Source organism: Cupriavidus sp. FW216-B1, from assembly GCF_058789195.1.
This window is the reverse complement of the sequence record NZ_JBYTEL010000009.1, coordinates 109,294-127,275: the sequence shown is the minus strand read 5'-3', so window position 1 is coordinate 127,275 and position 17,982 is coordinate 109,294. Positions and strand designations below refer to the sequence as shown.

Genomic DNA, 17,982 nt, shown 5'->3' with positions numbered 1-17,982 from the left:
CACACGATGCAGGCCGTACTCTGGAGAGCGGCACCCGCCGCCTGCGCGCAGCGCAAGGCATGGCGAGCGTGCCCACCGAAGGGGCGCGCAAGGCACTGGTCCGCGGGACCGCCTTGTAATCTCTCAGGTATCGAGGACAGAGGGGTCATCCGCCGCAGCGGATCCGGCAGCGCCATGCGCGCCGGCCATGCGGCGGATGACCCTTTTTTCGTTTCCGAACCGAGATTTCCGCTTCCCCCGAGGACTACATGACGCTCCAGGCCACGCCCCTCAATGCCATCCACCGCGCGCTCGGCGCCCGCATGGTCGACTTCGGCGGCTGGGACATGCCGGTCAACTACGGCTCCCAGATCGAAGAACACAACGCCGTGCGCACCGACGCCGGCATGTTCGACGTGTCCCACATGTGCGTGGTCGACCTGGCCGGCGCCAACGTGCGCGCGTTCCTGCGCGGCCTGCTGGCCAACAACGTCGACAAGCTGCAGACGCCGGGCAAGGCGCTCTACTCGTGCATGCTCGACGAGCGCGGCGGCGTCATCGACGACCTGATCGTCTACTTCTTTGCCGAGGACCGCTTCCGCCTGGTGGTCAACGCCGGCACCGCCAACGGCGACATCGAATGGATCCGCGCGCGCAATGCCGCCACCGGCAGCGGCGTGGCCATCACCCCGCGCCGCGGCGACAACGCGCCGGCCGGCGCCGCGCCGCTGGCCATCGTCGCGGTGCAGGGCCCGAACGCGCGCGCCAAGGTGTGGAGCGCCTTCCCGGCCACCCAGCCGAGCGAGGCGCTCAAGCCGTTCAACGCCATCGTGGTGCAGGACCCCGCGCTGGGCGAGGTCATGGTGGCGCGCACCGGCTATACCGGCGAGGACGGCTTCGAGCTGGTGGTGCCGGCCGAGAACGTCGCCGGCCTGTGGGAAAAACTGAACGCCGCCGGCGTGCGCCCGGCCGGCCTGGGCGCGCGCGACACGCTGCGCCTGGAAGCCGGCATGAACCTGTACGGCCAGGACATGGACATCCACACCTCGCCGCTCGACGCCGGCCTGGCCTGGACCGTGGACCTGCAGAGCGAGCGCGACTTCACCGGCAAGGCGGCGCTCGCCGCCGCCGGCCAGACCCGCCAGTTCACCGGCCTGATCCTGCGCGAGAAGGGCGGCGTGCTGCGCGCGCACCAGAAAGTGATCACCGCGGCCGGCGAGGGCGAGATCACCAGCGGCACCTTCAGCCCCTCGCTGTCCCTGTCCATCGCTTTTGCCCGCCTGCCGCTCGGCGTTGCCGCCGGCGCCGAGGTGCAGGTCGAGATCCGCGACCGCAAACTCGCCGCGACTGTGGTTAAACTGCCGTTTGTGCGCAATGGCAAGGCACTCGTGAGCTGAACGCTCGCACCCGGTCACAGCGCGCCCGCCGGCGGCCACCCCCGCTCCACGCGATCCCCCGCCCGGCTGGCGCTGAACAACAAACCGCATCTGGAGAATTCCATGACTTTCCCCGCCGACCTGAAGTACACCGAGTCCCATGAATGGGTGCGCGTCGAAGCCGACGGCACGCTGACCATCGGCATCACCGACCACGCGCAGGACGCGCTGGGCGACATCGTGTTCCTGGAACTGCCCGAAGTGGGCAAGTCGGTGGGCGCGGGCGACGCGCTGGCCGTGGTGGAATCGGTCAAGGCCGCGTCCGACATCTACGCCCCGGTGGCCGGCGAAGTGATCGCCATCAACGACGCCGCCGTGGCCGCGCCGGAAAGCGTCAATGCCGACGCCTTCGATGCCTGGCTGTTCAAGCTCAAGCCGGCCAACAGCGACGACGTCAACGGCCTGATGTCGGCCGACGCCTACAAGGCCAGCGTCGGCGCCTGACGCCCCGCCACACTCCCGCCGTTCCCGCGCGGCCGCCATGCCGCGGGAACGGCGACTGAATACCGATGCGCGGCGGCCAGGCCGACCACCTGCCGCCGCGCGCCCAACGAGGTTCTTGCCATGAACGCCCCGCTTCCCACCACCGCCGCCCAAGGTGCCCGGCCCACGCTGGCCGAACTGGAGGCGCGCGACGCCTTCGCTTCCCGTCATATCGGCCCCGACGCCGCCGAGCAGCAGCACATGCTCGAGGTGCTCGGCTACGGCAGCCGCGCCGCGCTGATCGACGCCGTCATCCCCGCCGCCATCCGCCGCCGCGACGGCATGCCGCTGGGCGAGTTCACCGAGCCGCTGACCGAGGAAGCCGCGCTGGCGAAACTGCGCGGGCTGGCCGGCAAGAACCAGGTGCTCAGGAGCTTCATCGGCCAGGGCTACTACAACACGCTCACGCCGGGCGTCATCCTGCGCAACATCTTCGAGAACCCGGCCTGGTACACCGCCTACACGCCGTACCAGCCGGAGATCTCGCAGGGCCGCCTGGAAGCCATGCTGAACTTCCAGCAGATGGTGACCGACCTGACCGGCCTGGACATCGCCAACGCCTCCATGCTCGACGAAGGCACCGCCGCGGCCGAGGCCATGACGCTGCTGCAGCGGGTCAACAAGCACGCCAGCAATACCTTCTACGTCGCCGACGACGTGCTGCCGCAGACGCTGGAAGTGGTACGCACGCGCGCGCTGCCGCTGGGCATCGAGGTCAAGGTCGGGCCCGCGGCCGACGCCGCCGGCGCGCATGCGTTCGGCGTGCTGCTGCAATACCCGGGCGTAAACGGCGACGTGGCCGACTACCGCGCCATCGCCGAGGCCGTGCACGCCGCCGGCGGCCTGGTGGTGGCCGCCGCCGACCTGCTGGCGCTGACCCTGATCGCCGCGCCCGGCGAATGGGGCGCCGACGTGGCCATCGGCAACTCGCAGCGCTTCGGCGTGCCGCTGGGCTTCGGCGGCCCGCACGCCGGCTACATGGCGGTCAAGGATGCGTTCAAGCGCTCGATGCCGGGCCGGCTGGTCGGCGTGACCATCGACGCGCAGGGCAACCAGGCCTACCGCCTGGCCCTGCAGACGCGCGAGCAGCACATCCGCCGCGAGAAGGCCACCTCCAACATCTGCACCGCGCAGGTGCTGCTGGCGGTGATGGCGTCGATGTACGCGGTGTACCACGGCCCGCACGGCCTCAAGCGCATCGCGCAGCGCGTGCACCGCCTGACCGCCACGCTGGCCGCCGGCCTGGAGGCGCTCGGCTACACCCGCGCCAACGCGGCCTTCTTCGACACCCTCACGCTGGTGAGCGGCTTCCACACCGAGGCCATCCACGCGGCCGCCACCGCGCGCGGCATCAACCTGCGCCATGCCGGCGCCAACCGCATCGGCATCTCGCTGGACGAGACCGCCTCGCGCGCGGACGTGGTCGCGCTGTGGGAGATCTTCGCGCAGGGCAAGCCGGTGCCCGTGTTCGACGCGCTCGAAGCCACCGTGCAGGACGCCTTCCCGGCCGCGCTGGCGCGCCAGAGCGCCTACCTGACGCACCCGGTGTTCAACACGCACCACGCCGAGCACGAGATGCTGCGCTACCTGCGCGCGCTGGCCGACAAGGACCTCGCGCTGGACCGCACCATGATCCCGCTCGGCTCGTGCACCATGAAGCTCAACGCCACCAGCGAGATGATCCCGGTGACGTGGCCCGAGTTCAGCAACATCCACCCGTTCGCGCCGCTCGACCAGACCGTGGGCTACCGCGAAATGATCGACCAGCTCGAAGCCATGCTGTGCGCGGCCACCGGCTACGCCGCCGTGAGCCTGCAGCCCAACGCCGGCTCGCAGGGCGAGTACTCGGGCCTGCTCATCATCCACGCCTACCATGCCAGCCGCGGCGAAAGCCACCGCGACATCTGCCTGATCCCGTCGTCCGCGCACGGCACCAACCCGGCCTCGGCGCAGATGGCCGGCATGAAGGTGGTGGTGGTGGCCTGCGACGAGCACGGCAACGTCGACCTCGCCGACCTGGCGAAGAAGGCCGAGCAGCACAGCCAGAACCTCGCCGCCGTGATGATCACCTACCCGTCCACGCACGGCGTGTTCGAGCAGGGCGTGCAGCAGATCTGCGAGATCGTGCACAGGCACGGCGGCCAGGTCTACGTCGACGGCGCCAACATGAACGCGATGGTCGGCACCGCCGCGCCGGGCCAGTTCGGCGGCGACGTCTCGCACCTGAACCTGCACAAGACCTTCTGCATCCCGCACGGCGGCGGCGGACCGGGCGTGGGCCCGGTGGCGGTCGGCGCGCACCTGGCGGACTTCCTGCCCAACCAGGACAGCGTGGGCTACCGCCGCGACGACAACGGCATCGGCGGCGTCGCGGCCGCGCCGTTCGGCTCGGCCAGCATCCTGCCGATCTCGTGGATGTACATCGCCATGATGGGCTCGGCCGGCCTCACCGCCGCCACCGAGAACGCCATCCTGGCCGCCAACTACGTCGCGCGCCGCCTGTCGCCGCACTTCCCGGTGCTGTACACGGGCCAGCACGGCCTGGTCGCGCACGAGTGCATCCTCGACCTGCGCCCGCTGCAGAAGGCCACGGGCATCTCCAACGAGGACGTGGCCAAGCGCCTGATGGACTACGGCTTCCACGCGCCGACCATGAGCTTCCCGGTGCCGGGCACGCTGATGATCGAGCCGACCGAGAGCGAGTCGCTGCACGAGCTGGACCGCTTCATCGACGCCATGATCGCCATCCGCGGCGAGATCGCGCGCGTGGAGGACGGCAGCTTCGACCGCGAGGACAACCCGCTGAAGCACGCGCCGCACACCGCCGCGGTCATCACCGCCGACGCCTGGGAGCACAAGTACACGCGCCAGGAAGCCGCCTACCCGGTGGCCTCGCTGCGCACGCAGAAGTACTGGCCGCCGGTGGGCCGCGCCGACAACGTGTACGGCGACCGCAACCTGTTCTGCTCGTGCGTGCCGATGAGCGAATACGCGCAGCAGGACTGAACGCGGGCTGGTCGGGCGGCGTCCGACAGACGCGGACGCCGCCGCCGCGCTATGCTGCGGCAGGCAGGCGCCGGCACGTGCCGGCGCGCCTGAGCGGAGGTCTGGCCGATGTGGAATCTCAGCGCCCCCTGGTGGGAATTCGTCCTGCGCGGACTGATCGTCTACGGCAGCCTGCTGGTGCTGCTGCGGCTCTCGGGCAAGCGCCAGATCGGGCAGCTGACCTCGCTCGACCTGGTGCTGCTGCTGGTGCTGTCCAACGCAGTGCAGAATTCGATGAACGCCGGCGACAACTCCGTCACCGCCGGCCTGATCCTGGCGGTGACGCTGATCGGCGCCAACCTCCTGCTGGCCTGGCTGAGCTGGCGCAGCCGGCGCTTCGAGAACGTGGTGGAGGGGCGCCCGCAGGTGCTGATCCACGAAGGGCAGATCTATCCCGACGTGATGAAGAACGCCCTCATCAGCCGCGACGACCTGCACAAGGCGCTGCGCCATGCCGGCTGCGAGCGCGTGGCGGATGTGCATTTCGCCATTCTCGAGAACGACGGCACCATCAGCGTGATGGTGAGGAAGGACGCGCCCGCCACGCCGCGCGACGCGGCCACCTCGCTGTGGCGCGCCCCCATCAACAACGATAGCGACGCGCCGATCTGAAGCCGGCGCCAGCAGTCCCGCCCCCAGGAGCCATGCCGTGGCAGTCAGCGTCTTCGATCTGTTCAAGGTGGGCATCGGCCCGTCCAGTTCGCACACCGTCGGCCCGATGCGCGCGGCGCTGATGTTCGCCCAGGGGCTGGCGCGCGACGGCCTGCTGCCGCGCGTGGCCAGCGTGCGCGTCGAGCTGTACGGCTCGCTCGGCGCCACCGGGCGCGGCCACGGCACCGACCGCGGCGTCATCCTCGGCCTGCTGGGCGAGACGCCCGACGGGGTCGATCCCGACACCATCGAGCAGCGCCTGGCCGCGCTGCGCGCGGCGCGCACGCTGGCGCTGCTGGGCACGCACCCGGTGCCGTTCGTGGAGAAGGAGCACATCGTCTTCTACCGGCGCGAGGCGCTGGCCGAGCATCCCAACGGCATGAAGTTCCATGCCTTCGACGCGGCCGGGCAGCCGCTGCGCGAGGGGCGCTACCTGTCGGTGGGCGGCGGCTTCGTGGTCACGGCCGGCGCCGCCAACACGCACATCCTCGACGCCGACCGGCAGTTGCCGCACCCGTTTCGCAGCGGGCGCGCCATGCTGGAGATGGCCGCCGCCAGCGGCAAGAGCATCGCGCGCCTGATGATGGAGAACGAATGCGCGTGGCGCAGCGAAGCCGAGGTCAACGCCGGGCTGCTGCGCATCTGGGCGGTGATGCAGGCGTGCGTGGCGCGCGGCTGCCGCACCGACGGCGAGCTGCCCGGCCCGTTCAGGGTCCGGCGGCGCGCGCCCGAGCTGTTCCGCAACCTGACCGAGCACGCCGAGCGCGCGCTGGCCGATCCGCTCTCGGTGATGGACTGGGTCAACCTGTACGCGATCGCCGTCAACGAGGAAAACGCCGCCGGCGGGCGCGTGGTGACGGCGCCCACCAACGGCGCGGCCGGCATCATCCCGGCGGTGCTGCACTACTACGACCGCTTCGTGCCGGGCGCCAGCCCGCAGGGCGTGATCGATTTCCTGCTGACCGCCGGCGCGATCGGCATGCTGTACAAGCTCAACGCTTCCATTTCCGGCGCCGAGGTCGGCTGCCAGGGCGAGGTCGGCGTGGCCTGCTCGATGGCCGCCGGGGCGCTGGCCGCAGTGATGGGCGGCACGCCCGGGCAGGTGGAGAACGCCGCCGAGATCGGCATGGAGCACAACCTCGGGCTGACCTGCGACCCGGTCGGCGGGCTGGTGCAGATCCCGTGCATCGAGCGCAACGCGATGGCCTCGGTCAAGGCCGTCAACGCCGCGCGCATGGCGCTGCGCGGCGACGGCGAGCACTACGTGTCGCTCGACTCGGTCATCAAGACCATGCGCGAGACCGGCGCCGACATGAAGACCAAGTACAAGGAAACGGCGCGCGGCGGGCTGGCGGTGAACATCGTGGAGTGCTGAGGCGCGCGCGTCGCCCGTGGCAAGCCGAACCGGCGCTTTCTGCTACGCTAGCCCGGCTACGCCATCACGACGCGCCACGCGCGCCACAACGGAGACCCGGCATGATCAAGATCAGCATCCTTTATCCGTACCGCAAGGACGGCAGGTTCGATTTCGACTACTACCGCGCGCGCCACATGCCGCGCGTGGCCGAGCTGTACGGCGCCCAGCCCGGCTACCGCGGCGTGGCGGTGGAGCGCGGCCTGGGTGGCGGCGCGCCGGGCTCCGACCCGGCCTACACGGCGATGTGCCACATCCTGTTCGATTCGCTGCCCGAGTTCGCGGCGGCCTCCAGGGCGGCGGGCAAGGAACTGCAGCAGGACATCCCCAACTACACCGACGCGGTGCCGGTGGTGCAGGTCAGCGAAGTGGTGGAGATCGGCTGACGACCGGCAAGAATGGCGCCGCGCGCGCGTGTCGCGGCGCTATCATGCGAGCAAACCACCGACCGGGCGGGCCGCCATGCAGACTTTCCACCAGTTGTTCGACGAGACCTCGTCGACCTACACCTACCTGCTGATCGACGCCACCACGCGCGAGGCGCTGCTGATCGACCCGGTCGACCGCCAGCTCGAGCGCGACCTGGCCTGCCTGCAGGCCAGCGGCGCCAGGCTGGAATGGGTGGTGGAAACCCATGCGCATGCCGACCACATCACCTCGGCCGGCCACCTCGCGCAGCAGACCGGCGCGCGCACCGCGGCGCCCTCGGGCTGCGACATCCGCCCCGCGCAGATGCAGCTGATCGACGGCGACACGCTGCGGTTCGGCACCCAGGTGCTGCGCGCGCTCCACACGCCCGGGCACACCGCCGGCAGCATGAGCTACCTGTGGGAAGAACCCACGCCGGCGGGCACCGTGCGCCGCGTCTTCACCGGCGACGCGCTGCTGATCGACGGCTGCGGCCGCACCGACTTCCAGTCCGGCGACGCCGGCACGCTGTACGACAGCCTTACGCGCAAGCTCTTCACGCTGCCGGACGACACCCTGGTCTATCCCGCCCACGACTACAAGGGCCGCACCGAATCCACCATCGGCCACGAGCGCGCGCACAACAGCCGCGTGGCCGGCCGCACGCGCGCCCAGTTCATCGAGATCATGGGCCAGCTCATGCTGCCCAGGCCCAGGCTGATGGACGTGGCCGTGCCCGCCAACCAGCGGCTCGGGCTGCGCGACGGCGAGCAGGTGCCGCACGGGGCCTAGCGGCGGGCGGCGCGGGCCAGGCCCGGAAGGCGGAAGGCGGAAGGAGGAAGGCGGAGGGCAGAAAGCGCGGCGGCTCAGCCCGCCCAGCTGTCGCAGGTCTGGCGCACGGTCTCGCGCAGGCTGCGCGTGTCGGCGTCGATCTGGCGCACGCGCTCGGCGTCGCCGTCGCGGCTGCGCGCCAGCGCGCGGATATTGGCCAGCGCGTCGAGCGAGCCGAGCGCCTCGGCGTGCGGCACCAGCGCGTCGCAGATCGACACGATGTGATCGGCGATGGGCATGCGCGTGAGCTCGTTGGGATGCACGTACTCGCCTTCGAGGCCGAAGCGGCACGCCTGGAAGCGGTTGAAGGTGTAGACCAGGTAATCGTCTTCCTGCGGCATGAACGGGCGCGACAGCAGCAGGTAGCGCGCCAGCGCCTGGATGTAGGCGGCCACGTCGCAGGCGCGCTGCACGGTCAGCGGCGTGTCCATCACGCGGACCTCGATGGTGCCGAATTCCGGCTTGGGGCGGATGTCCCAGTAGAAGTCCTTCATGCTTTCGATCACGCCGGTCTTGCGCATCTTCTCGAAGTAGGCGGTGAACGCATCCCAGGTCAGCAGGTGCGGCGCGCGCCCGCTCATGGGGAAGGCCGCGACCGAGTTCAGCCGCGCCGAGGCGAAGCCGGTGTCCACGCCCTGCACGAACGGCGACGACGCGGCCAGCGCGATGAAGTGCGGCACGTAGCGGCCGATGGCGTGCAGCAGGAACAGCGACTCGTCGGCGCTCGGGCAGCCGATGTGCACGTGCTGGCCGAACACGGTGAACTGCTTGGCGAGGTAGCCGTACAGCTCGGAGATGTACTGGTAGCGCGGCGAGTCGGAGATGGTGCGGTCGGCCCACTGCTGGAACGGGTGCGTGCCGCCGCCGCAGATGCCGAGGTTGAGCGAGCGCGAGGCGTCCACCATCAGGTCGCGCATGGTGCCGAGCTCGTCCAGCGCCTGGGCGTAGCTGTGGCAGATGCCGGTGCTGATCTCGATCATCGACGGGCTGATCTCGGGCTTGATGTCGCCGGCGTGCTGGGCGCCCTTGAGCGCGCGCAGCAGGTCCGGCGCGAACGGCGCCAGGTCATAGTCGTGGCGGTTGACCAGTTGCAGCTCCAGCTCCACGCCGAAGGTCAGCGCCTCGGAGTGCTTGAACGGTTCGAGTGACATCAGCGCCCTCCTCCATTGCCTCTGACCTCGCCCGCATAGCGAAGTGCCCAGGCGGCCACGGCGGGCCCCAGCAACTGCTCGATCGCCAGCGTGCACAGGATGATGGCGGCCAGCGGCTCGCCGGTGGCGGGATAGAGCCGCGCCACGTCGCTCATCAGCAGGTAGGCCAGGCCCGACATCGGCGCCAGCGCCAGGCCCAGCGCCACGCACTGGCGCAGGCTCAGGCCCGAGAACGACCCCAGCGAGGCCACGCCGGCCAGCTTGGCGAGGTGGCGCAGCAGCACCAGCGCCACCGCGGCGCCGCCGCCGATGGCCCAGTCGTGCGCGGTCAGCGGCAGGCCCAGCGACACCACCATGACGATGATGAGCAGGCTGCCAGCGCTGCCGAAGTGCGCCGGCCACACGCGCGGCTGGCTGTCCTGGTGTTTGAACACCACGCCGGCCAGCATCAGCGTGAGCGGCATCGACAGCTTGAGCACGCGCGTGAGCGCCAGCGTGAACAGCACCAGCCCCACCAGCACCAGGAAGCTGTAGTGGTCGTCCGAGGCCATGCGCGCGTAGATGGCGTGGCCGAGCTTGCCCACCGCCCAGGCCAGCAGGCACGAGCCCACCAGCAGGTAGAGCGGATGCAGCAGCGCGGCCCCCAGGTTGCCGTACTCCGAATGCAGCCAGCCGGTGGCGACCTGCACGATGGCCGCGGCATAGATGCTGTTGAGCGCGGCCATCGCCAGCAGCCGCTCGGTCACTTGCCCGTCGGCGCGCAGTTCGTTCTTCAACTGCAGCACGATGGTCGGCGAGGTGCTGACCGCGATGCCGCCGGCCAGGATGGCCACCGCCGGCGTCACGCCCATCCATTGCAGCACGGCCGCCACCAGCCCCCAGGTCAGCAGGCTCTCGAAGGCGCTGGTAAACAGCAGCCAGCGGTTGGCGCGCAGCCACGTCAGCGACAGGCGGTGGCCCAGCTCGAACAGCGCCAGCGCGAGCGCCATGTCGATCAGGATGCGCGTCTGGGCGATCATGTCGTCGGTGACGATGCCGCGCCCGAGCATGCCCGCGAGCAGCCCGGTGGCGGCATAACCGACGATGCGCGGCAGCCGCAGGTAGCCGCGGCACACCTCGCCCGCCAGGCCCGCCCCGACCAGCGCCAGCCCGACCCAGAACAGTCCGCCCGGTGCCAGCGGCAGGCTTGGAAACAATTGGCTCAGTCCATTCATGGGTGACATGGTAACGGAGCGCCATGACATTCCGTGTCAGAGTTTGTCCGACAGGGCACGTAAGTTGCAGGGAACGTGATGCGTTCATGCATAAAAAAACGCCATCTGGCGGGATGGCGTTTTTTGGAGCGTCCTGCGGGCAGCCCGCTACACCCCCCAGAACTTCCACGCCGGCCGCGTGGCGCGCAGGCCGGTTTCCATGCGCGCGTACTGCGCGCGCGTGCGGCCCTGCGCCGCGCCGGCCGCGCGGGCCTTGTCGAAATAGGCCAGCGCGGTCTCGCGCTGCGCCAGCCCGAGCGCGGCCTCGACCGCGCCGAGCCAGGCCTCGCCGTCCCAGCGGTCGCGCGCGGCGAAGGCCGCCTCGAAGTCCGCCAGCGCCTCGGCGTGCAGCTTGTCGCCGTTGCGGATCAGCGCGCGCTGCACGCGCGGCAGGGCCTGGTCCCACGGATCGCCCTCGGTCAGCACGATGGCCTGCTCGAACAGCGGCAGCGCGCGCTCGGGCGTGCCGAGGTCGCGCCACACCAGGCCGAACGCGTTGTACAGCCAGGCGTCCTCGATCAGCAGCGCGCGCCGCTGCAGGGCTTCGATCTCGGCCAGCGCGTCGGTGCGGTCGTGCTGGTCCATGCTGGCGGTGCCGTTGCGCAGCAGGCCGGCGAAATGCGCGCGCGCGTGGGCCAGCGCGTGGGCGGCCTGGCTGCGCTCTTCCACCGGCAGCGCGTCGGCGCGGGCGTCCATGTGGGCCAGCGCGTCGCGCGCCGCCGACGTCACCTCGAAGCCGCCGATGCCCTTCCAGGCATCCATCAGGCGGCTGAACACCCAGCCCACGTTGGCCGGGTCGCGCTCGAGCGGGTAGCGGTTGAGCACGTCGCCGGCCACTTCCACCGCCTTGGCGTGCTGGCCGCCGGCCACCAGGCCGTCGAGCAGGTCGATCCAGTGCTCGATGAACTCGCTCGCCGCGATGCCTTTCTCGTGCAGCGCGATGCGCTCGGCGCGCTGGTCGGCGCCGTCGAGCCGCTGCGCGAGGTTGTGGCACAGCATCGAGTACAGGTGCGGGTCGGCGTCGTCGTAGCCGCCCTCGCCGCTGGCGAAATACCGCTCGAAGCGCGCCAGGCCGAGCCGGTAGGCATTGACCACGTGCGGCGCCAGCGCCGTCTCGGCGGCCGGCACGGCGTCGATGAACTCGGCCAGCGCCACGCCGGCGTGGTAATAGCCGGCCGCGTCGGTGGCGTTCTGCGCGAAGGCGAAGCGCGTCCACGGCTGGTCCTCGCCGGCCTGGTGGCGCCATTCCAGCTCGCGCACCTGGGCCTTGGGGTCCGGCGCCTGGCGCTGGTAGGTGGCGAGGTCATCCCATGCGCCGTCGAGCTCGCCGGCGCGGTAGCGCAGCGGCGCACGGATGCGGCGCGCGTGCGGGTGGTCCGGGCGGGCGGCCAGCACGATGCCGGCCTGCTCGGCGGCGAACGCGTCGCCGGCGGCTTCGTCGAGCTCGAGCAGGTCGGGGTTGTCCAGCCCGATGCGCGCCAGGCACAGGCGCAGCATCGGCTCGGCCCGCTCGCCGGCGGCGTTCACGTGGGCCGCGGCCTGCGCCAGGATTTCCTCGGCGCCAAGGTCCGGCGCGCGGTACAACAGGTCGTACCAGTAGGCGCCGGCGCCGGCGAAGTCGCCGAGCCGGTAATGCGCCAGCCCCGCATGCAGCCGCGCGCTCCACTCGCCCGAGGACAGGCCGTTGCGCAGCGCGGCCTCGTCCAGCCACGGCTGCGCTTCCTGGAAGCGCTCCATGCTCATCAGCAGCATGCCGTAGCGGTGCGCGATCATGCCGCGCGAGGACCAGCGGTGCGCGGGATGCAGGTCCAGCCCGGGCAGCCTGGCCAGCGCCGCGTCGAGCACGGCGAAGGCCTGCGGGGCGTCGCCGCGGTCGAAGTGCAGGCGCGCCCGCAGGCAGTCGAAATCCACCACCTGCGGCTGCGCCTGCGAGAGCTGGTCGAGAATGACCAGCGCCTCGTCGTAGCGCTCGGCATTGGCTAGCTCGATGGCGTGGTCGTAACTGACTTCCTGCACGGACACGGACAGCTCCTTCTGGGGTGGCATGGGCGAGTGCGGGATTATGCGCCATGCGCGGGTTTCCCGGTCCGCAGTGGAAGGGGGCCTTCCCGGCCTGTTTTCGCGGCGGCCAGGCCGGCGCGGGAAGCCCGGCGCGGCCGCCTGCCCCATTCAGGTGCGCCGGGCCGGCTTGGCCGACTTGACCGACTTGATGGGCCGGCCGGCGCCGCGCAGGTCCGACCAGTCGAACAGGCAGGCCAGCAGCAGGTAGACGCAGGCCACCGCCTCGGCGCGGAACAGCGGCGTGGTTTCCGCGTGCACCGGCAGCGCGCCGGCCACGCTGCACAGGACCAGCAGCAGCGCCAACCACCAGCCCTTGAGGCGGCCGTCGAGAATGGGATCGGCGCCGAACACGGCGGCGTTGAACCACAGCCAGGCGACCGCCGCCAGCCACGGCTCGGCCGACAGGTCCCACCGCATCTGCGCGGCCAGCAGCGCGGCGCCCGCGGCCAGCGCCGCGCACTGACCCTGCAGCAGGCGCGCGCGGTGGCGCTGGCGCAGCCACGCGCGCGTGGGCAGCACCAGCGACAGGTTGGCGCAGGCCAGCAGCAGACCGAGCGGAAACGCCAGCGCGTGCGCGAACGGCGCGAACAGCAGCACCGCCAGCACCACGTACATGCCGCCGATAGTCAGCGCGCCGCCCACGCCGATGCGCTGCAGCGCCGGCAGGTAGAGCAGCGCGAAGGCCAGCAGCAGCGCATACAGCTCGGCGCCGACGAACCAGCCGTAGAGCCGCGGCAGCGTGCCCGCGAACATGGCGAACGCGCCGATCACGGCATGGAGGCCGAACCAGCTCCACTGCACGCCGGGCCGCGCGCGCCAGCGCGCCAGCCGCTGCGTGACGGCCTGCTGCCAGCACCGCACGTACCAGATCCACAGCAGCATCGGCGCCGCCAGCACGGCGCCGCAGGTGCCCAGCGCCAGCCACGGCGACACCGCGCCGCGCCCGGCGCGCTCCTCGTGCATGACCAGGATCATCAGCGCCACGCTGGCCGCGATGGCGCCGATCCACAGCGCGTGGAACAACTGGCCCCACGACAGCAGCGGACGCGACACCGCCGCCTCCCACGCCGCCAGCACCGCGCCGTCGAAATGGAAATGGCGCGTCTCGGGCGTCTTCCAGCGCAACTGCGCCAGCAGCGCGCGCATGTCCCTGACGAAGGCGCCGCTCATCAGCATGCGCCAGCCGGCGCGGGCCGGCGGCGGCGCCAGCAGCGCCCGCGCCGCCGCTGAGCCCCTGGCGTAGGTGCGGAAGAAGCTGAACTGCCGGTCGGCCAGCGCGCGGGCGATGACGTGCCGGGTCAGCGCGCCGTCGCGCCGCGCCAGATGGGCCGACTCCGCTTCCCAGCCGAAACCCTCGAACAGCGCCGCGCGCGCCGCCGGGCTGGCGTCGTCGCGCGCGCAGTAGCGCAGCGCCAGCCACTCGAAGCGGTCGCGCGCCTCGATGCTGACGAAGGCGTCGTCCCGCAGGCAGTGTTGCAGCGCCTCGGCCACCGGCAGCGACTGCGCGGCCAGCTCGCCGCGGTCGGGGCCGGCGTGGCTGCCGGCGGGCGCGTCCGGCGGCGGCGGGAAGCTGGCGGCCAGGCGCGCCCACATCGCCTGCGCGAGTTCGGCGGGGTCGGGCAGCGCGGACGGCGGCGCCAGCAGCGGCGGCAAAGCGATGGCCGGCAGGCTGCCGCGCACCGGCGAGGCGGCCTTGACCAGCGGCGACGGTGGCGATGATGGCGACGGCGGCGCGGCCCCGGCCTGCGGCGGGTGCGACTCCGGCGTGCCGTCCGGCGCCGGACCGGCGGCATCGGGCATGCCGGCGGCGCCCGCGGCTGCTTCGTCCTGCGCGTGATGGCGCGCCCATTCCAGCGCGAACTCGTAGGCGGCGCGCAGCGCCTGGAAGGCCTCGGCGTCGTCGTCGGGGCGCGTGACCTTGAGGCGGGCGGCGTAGGCGGAGCGGATGCGGCGCGCATCGGTGGTCGGCGCCAGTTGCAGGACTTGCCAGTGCATGGAGCGGAGAGCGGAGAAGGTACGCGGGCGAATGTGCGGGCGAATGTGCGGACGGATATGCGGACGGATGTGCGGGCCGGTCAGTCCCAGAGCTGGGTGTCGAGCGAGTCGAGCAGGCGCCGGATGGGCGCGCGCAGCGCGCGGATGCGCTCGCCGTCCTGCGCTTCCAGCGCGGCCTGGAACTGCGCCAGCGCGCCGCTGATCTGCTCGCGCTCGTGGCCCAGGCACTGCTGGTAGAGGCGGTCGGCGCGCGCCACCAGCTGCGCGTTCTCGGCCTGGTCGCGCGGGTGGATCTTGATCTCGGCGAGCGCGGCCAGGCGCCCGGCCACTTCCTCGTCGCTCAGCACGCCGGGGTTTTCCTGGATCACGATGCGGTGCGCGGTGTTGGTGGCCACCACGGTGGCCTGCACTTCGAGGATGCCGTTGACGTCGTAGGTGAAGCGCACGTCCACGCCGGACTCGGCCGCGCTCAGGCGCGGCAGCGGCACGGCGATCTCGCCGAGGAAGACGTTCTCGGCCACCATCCGCCCCTCGCCCTGGAACACGCGCAGGGCCAGCACTTCCTGCTTGTCGGCAAGCGGGTGGATGCGCTCGACGCGGCTCACCGGCACCACCGAGTTGCGGTCGATCACGGGCTGGTAATGGCCGTGCGTGAACCCCTCCGGGCCGACCCGCCGGCTGGTCTCGATGCCCAGCGAGTACGGCGCGACGTCGGTCATGACGACTTCGTCGAGCGCCGCGTCGCGCGCCTTCAGGCCAGCCTGCACGGCCGCGCCGAGCGCCACCACTTCGTCGGGATGCAGCTCGGTGACGGGAAAGCGGCCGAACATGCGGCTCACCAGCCGGCGCACCAGCGGCATGCGGGTGGCGCCGCCGGCCAGCACCACGCTGTCGAGCTCGGCCGGGCGGATGCGCGCGTCGCGCATGGCCTGCTCGATGGGCTTGCGCAGGCGCTCGAGCAGCGGCGCGCTGAGCTCGGCGAAGCCTTCCTGGGTCACGGCGGCGGCGAACGCGCGCTCGTCCCACTCCACCGACATGGCCACGCTGGCGGCCTCGCCGAGCGCCCGCTTGGCGCTCTCGGCGGCGTTGCGCACGCGCTCGCGCAGTGCCGCGGGCCAGCGCTCGGGCTGCTCGTCGCCGGCGAAGGCGCCGCGCGCCGCGAGGTGGGCGTCGAGGCCGCTGTCGCGGCTGAACGCGCGCATCAGCGCGCCGACGAAGTCCTCGCCGCCGAGGAAGTTGTCGCCGGCCGAGGCGCGCACCTCCATCACGTTGTCGAACAGTTCCAGCACCGAGACGTCGAAGGTGCCGCCGCCCAGGTCGAACACCAGGAAGCGGCTTTCCTGCTTCTGCTGCAGGCCGTAGGCCAGCGCCGCGGCGGTCGGCTCGTTGAGCAGGCGCTCCACGCGCAGGCCGGCCAGCTCGCCGGCCACGCGCGTGGCGCGGCGCTGGGCGTCGCTGAAATAGGCCGGCACGGTGATCACCGCCTCGTCCACCGGCGTGCCGAGCCAGGCCTCGGCGTCGGCCTTGAGCGCGCGCAGCAGGAACGACGACAGTTCCTCCGGCCGGTAGCGCCGCTCGCCCAGCGCGGTGGCGCGCGCGGTGCCCATGTGGCGCTTGAACAGCGCGGCGCTGTGCGCGGGATGGGTCAGCAGGCGGTCGCGCGCGGGCTCGCCGACCACGATGGCGCCGTCCTCGAGCACGCTCACGCAGGACGGCGTGAGGCGCTTGCCGAGCGAATTGGGAATGATCTGCGCGTGTCCGTCGCGCCAGACCGCGGCCAGGCTGTTGGTGGTGCCGAGGTCGATGCCGATGATGGTGTGCTTGGGTTCCATGTTCCGGTCTTGCTGGTGGCGGCGCTCCTGTGCGCAGCAAACGCAACATTAAGCGGCAATCCGGCAGGATGGAAATGGTGGCGGCACGCCATGTTGTGCCTGCGAGACATTGTGGCGGGCGCGCAAGAGCCGGGCGCGCAAGAAAAAGCGCCACCCGAAGGTGGCGCCTTGCGTGCCGGGCGGGGCAGGCTGGCTTACTTGCCGCCGACCGTCTCCAGCACGGTCCACTTGCCGCCGACCACCTTGTAGACGGTGATGCCGCCGTCCTTGAGGTCGCCGCGCGCGTCGTAGGCCAGGGTCTTGGTGGTGACGCCCTGCATGCTGGTGGCGGCCAGCACCGGCAGGTAGCGCGCCGGATCGGCCGAGCCGGCCTTGATCATGGCGGTCATCATCGCGGTGGCGCCGTCGTAGGCGTAGGGCGAGTAGGTCTGCACCTTGCCGCCGAAGCGCTTCTCGTACTTCTGCTCGTAGGCGGTGCCGCCGGGCATCTGCTCCAGCGGCAGGCCGGCCAGCGACACCACGGTGCCTTCGGCAGCCGGGCCGGCCAGCTTGAGGAAGTTGTCGGTCTTCGACATTTCGCCCGACACCAGCGGCGACTTCATGCCGAGTTCCTTGACCTGCTTGGCCATCGGCGCGGACTGGGTCTCGGCGCCGCCGTAGAAGATCACGTCCGGGCTGCTGCGCTTGATGTTGGTCAGCACGGCCTTGAAGTCCACCGCCTTGTCGTTGGTGTACTCGCGGCGCACGATCTTGCCGCCGGCGGCGCGCGCGGCCTTCTCGAACTCGTCGGCCAGGCCCTGGCCGTAGGCGGTGCGGTCGTCGACGATGGCGATGTTCTTGGCGCCGAGCTTCTTCACCACGAAGGCACCGATCACCGAACCCTGCTGGGTGTCGGAGGTCATCATGCGGAAGGTGGTCTTGAAGCCCTGGCGGGTGTATTCGGGCGCCGTCGCCATCGCGATCTGCGGGATGCCGGCGCGGTTGTAGACCGTCGACGCCGGGATGCTGGTGCCGGAGTTGAAGTGGCCGAGCATGCCCTGGATGCCGCCGTCGACCAGCTTCTGCGCCACCACCGAGCCGGTCTTGGGATCGGCCTGGTCGTCCTCGGAAAGCAGTACGAACTTGACCTCCTTGCCGCCGATCTTCGGCTTGGTGGCGTTCATTTCCTCGATCGCGAGGACCACGCCGTTCTGCATGTCCTTGCCGTATTGCGCCTGCCCGCCGGTCATCGGCGCGGCGAAGCCGAGCTTGATTTCCTGGGCCTGGGCGAAGGCGGCCGAGCTGGCGCAGACGCCGGCGATGGACAGGGCAACGGTCAGGGCCGTCTTGTGGAAAGTCGAGTTCATCAGTTCTCCTTGGTGGCTTCAGCCTTTTGCAGCGTTTCTGGATGCGTCCGGGTGCGGCGCGAAACGCTCCCCTATTGTCATACGCGAGACCTGCGGG

Annotated in this window: 13 protein-coding genes and 1 riboswitch; of the genes, 7 read left to right on the top strand and 6 right to left on the bottom strand. The window is 71.2% G+C overall.

Annotation, left to right across the window (positions count from 1 at the left end; translation table 11 throughout):
* The first annotated feature begins 10 nt into the window (after positions 1-10).
* Positions 11-150: riboswitch (glycine riboswitch) on the top strand.
* Positions 151-248: 98 nt separating this feature from the next.
* The 7 genes from gcvT (at position 249) to AC3WXD_RS19815 (ending at position 8,208) form a co-directional block, all read left to right on the top strand.
* Positions 249-1,376: a glycine cleavage system aminomethyltransferase GcvT gene (gcvT, locus tag AC3WXD_RS19845; RefSeq protein ID WP_020200433.1), complete on the top strand. Its 1,128-nt coding sequence runs from the start codon at positions 249-251 to the stop codon at positions 1,374-1,376.
* Positions 1,377-1,478: 102 nt separating this feature from the next.
* Positions 1,479-1,859 carry a glycine cleavage system protein GcvH gene (gene gcvH / locus AC3WXD_RS19840; protein WP_020200434.1) on the top strand — a complete coding sequence of 127 codons (381 nt, stop codon included), beginning with the start codon at positions 1,479-1,481 and terminating at the stop codon, positions 1,857-1,859.
* A gap of 120 nt (positions 1,860-1,979) precedes the next feature.
* Positions 1,980-4,904 (top strand): aminomethyl-transferring glycine dehydrogenase, encoded by a 2,925-nt coding sequence (gene gcvP / locus AC3WXD_RS19835; protein ID WP_492324504.1) that lies wholly within the window; start codon positions 1,980-1,982, stop codon positions 4,902-4,904.
* Positions 4,905-5,012: 108 nt separating this feature from the next.
* Entirely contained in the window at positions 5,013-5,555 is a 543-nt protein-coding gene (locus tag AC3WXD_RS19830; RefSeq protein WP_059410907.1) for a DUF421 domain-containing protein, read from the top strand.
* 37 nt (positions 5,556-5,592) lie between these two features.
* On the top strand, positions 5,593-6,969 hold the full coding sequence (locus tag AC3WXD_RS19825) for an L-serine ammonia-lyase (protein WP_020200437.1): 1,377 nt from the start codon (positions 5,593-5,595) through the stop codon (positions 6,967-6,969).
* A gap of 101 nt (positions 6,970-7,070) precedes the next feature.
* Positions 7,071-7,394: an EthD family reductase gene (locus AC3WXD_RS19820; RefSeq protein ID WP_020200438.1), complete on the top strand. Its 324-nt coding sequence runs from the start codon at positions 7,071-7,073 to the stop codon at positions 7,392-7,394.
* 76 nt (positions 7,395-7,470) lie between these two features.
* Positions 7,471-8,208, top strand: coding sequence for an MBL fold metallo-hydrolase (locus AC3WXD_RS19815; RefSeq protein WP_492324503.1), 738 nt, complete (start codon positions 7,471-7,473; stop codon positions 8,206-8,208).
* Positions 8,209-8,282: 74 nt separating this feature from the next.
* Here AC3WXD_RS19815 and AC3WXD_RS19810 read toward each other — a convergent pair whose 3' ends face one another.
* The 6 genes from AC3WXD_RS19810 to AC3WXD_RS19785 form a co-directional block, all read right to left on the bottom strand.
* Entirely contained in the window at positions 8,283-9,398 is a 1,116-nt protein-coding gene (locus tag AC3WXD_RS19810; RefSeq protein ID WP_020200440.1) for a YbdK family carboxylate-amine ligase, read from the bottom strand.
* A complete protein-coding gene (locus AC3WXD_RS19805) occupies positions 9,398-10,621 on the bottom strand; it encodes a cation:proton antiporter (protein WP_454732360.1) in 1,224 nt (407 codons plus the stop codon). The genes AC3WXD_RS19810 and AC3WXD_RS19805 overlap by 1 nt, the downstream gene beginning before the upstream one ends.
* Before the next feature lie 138 nt (positions 10,622-10,759).
* Complete coding sequence (locus AC3WXD_RS19800; protein WP_492324560.1) at positions 10,760-12,673, bottom strand: tetratricopeptide repeat protein; 1,914 nt, start codon at positions 12,671-12,673, stop codon at positions 10,760-10,762.
* A gap of 147 nt (positions 12,674-12,820) precedes the next feature.
* Positions 12,821-14,707: a J domain-containing protein gene (locus AC3WXD_RS19795; RefSeq protein ID WP_492324502.1), complete on the bottom strand. Its 1,887-nt coding sequence runs from the start codon at positions 14,705-14,707 to the stop codon at positions 12,821-12,823.
* 80 nt (positions 14,708-14,787) lie between these two features.
* Positions 14,788-16,539, bottom strand: a complete 1,752-nt coding sequence (locus tag AC3WXD_RS19790; protein WP_020200445.1) for an Hsp70 family protein — start codon at positions 16,537-16,539, stop codon at positions 14,788-14,790.
* A 194-nt stretch (positions 16,540-16,733) separates the two neighbouring features.
* Positions 16,734-17,885 carry a branched-chain amino acid ABC transporter substrate-binding protein gene (locus tag AC3WXD_RS19785; RefSeq protein ID WP_020200446.1) on the bottom strand — a complete coding sequence of 384 codons (1,152 nt, stop codon included), beginning with the start codon at positions 17,883-17,885 and terminating at the stop codon, positions 16,734-16,736.
* Positions 17,886-17,982: the final 97 nt, after the last annotated feature.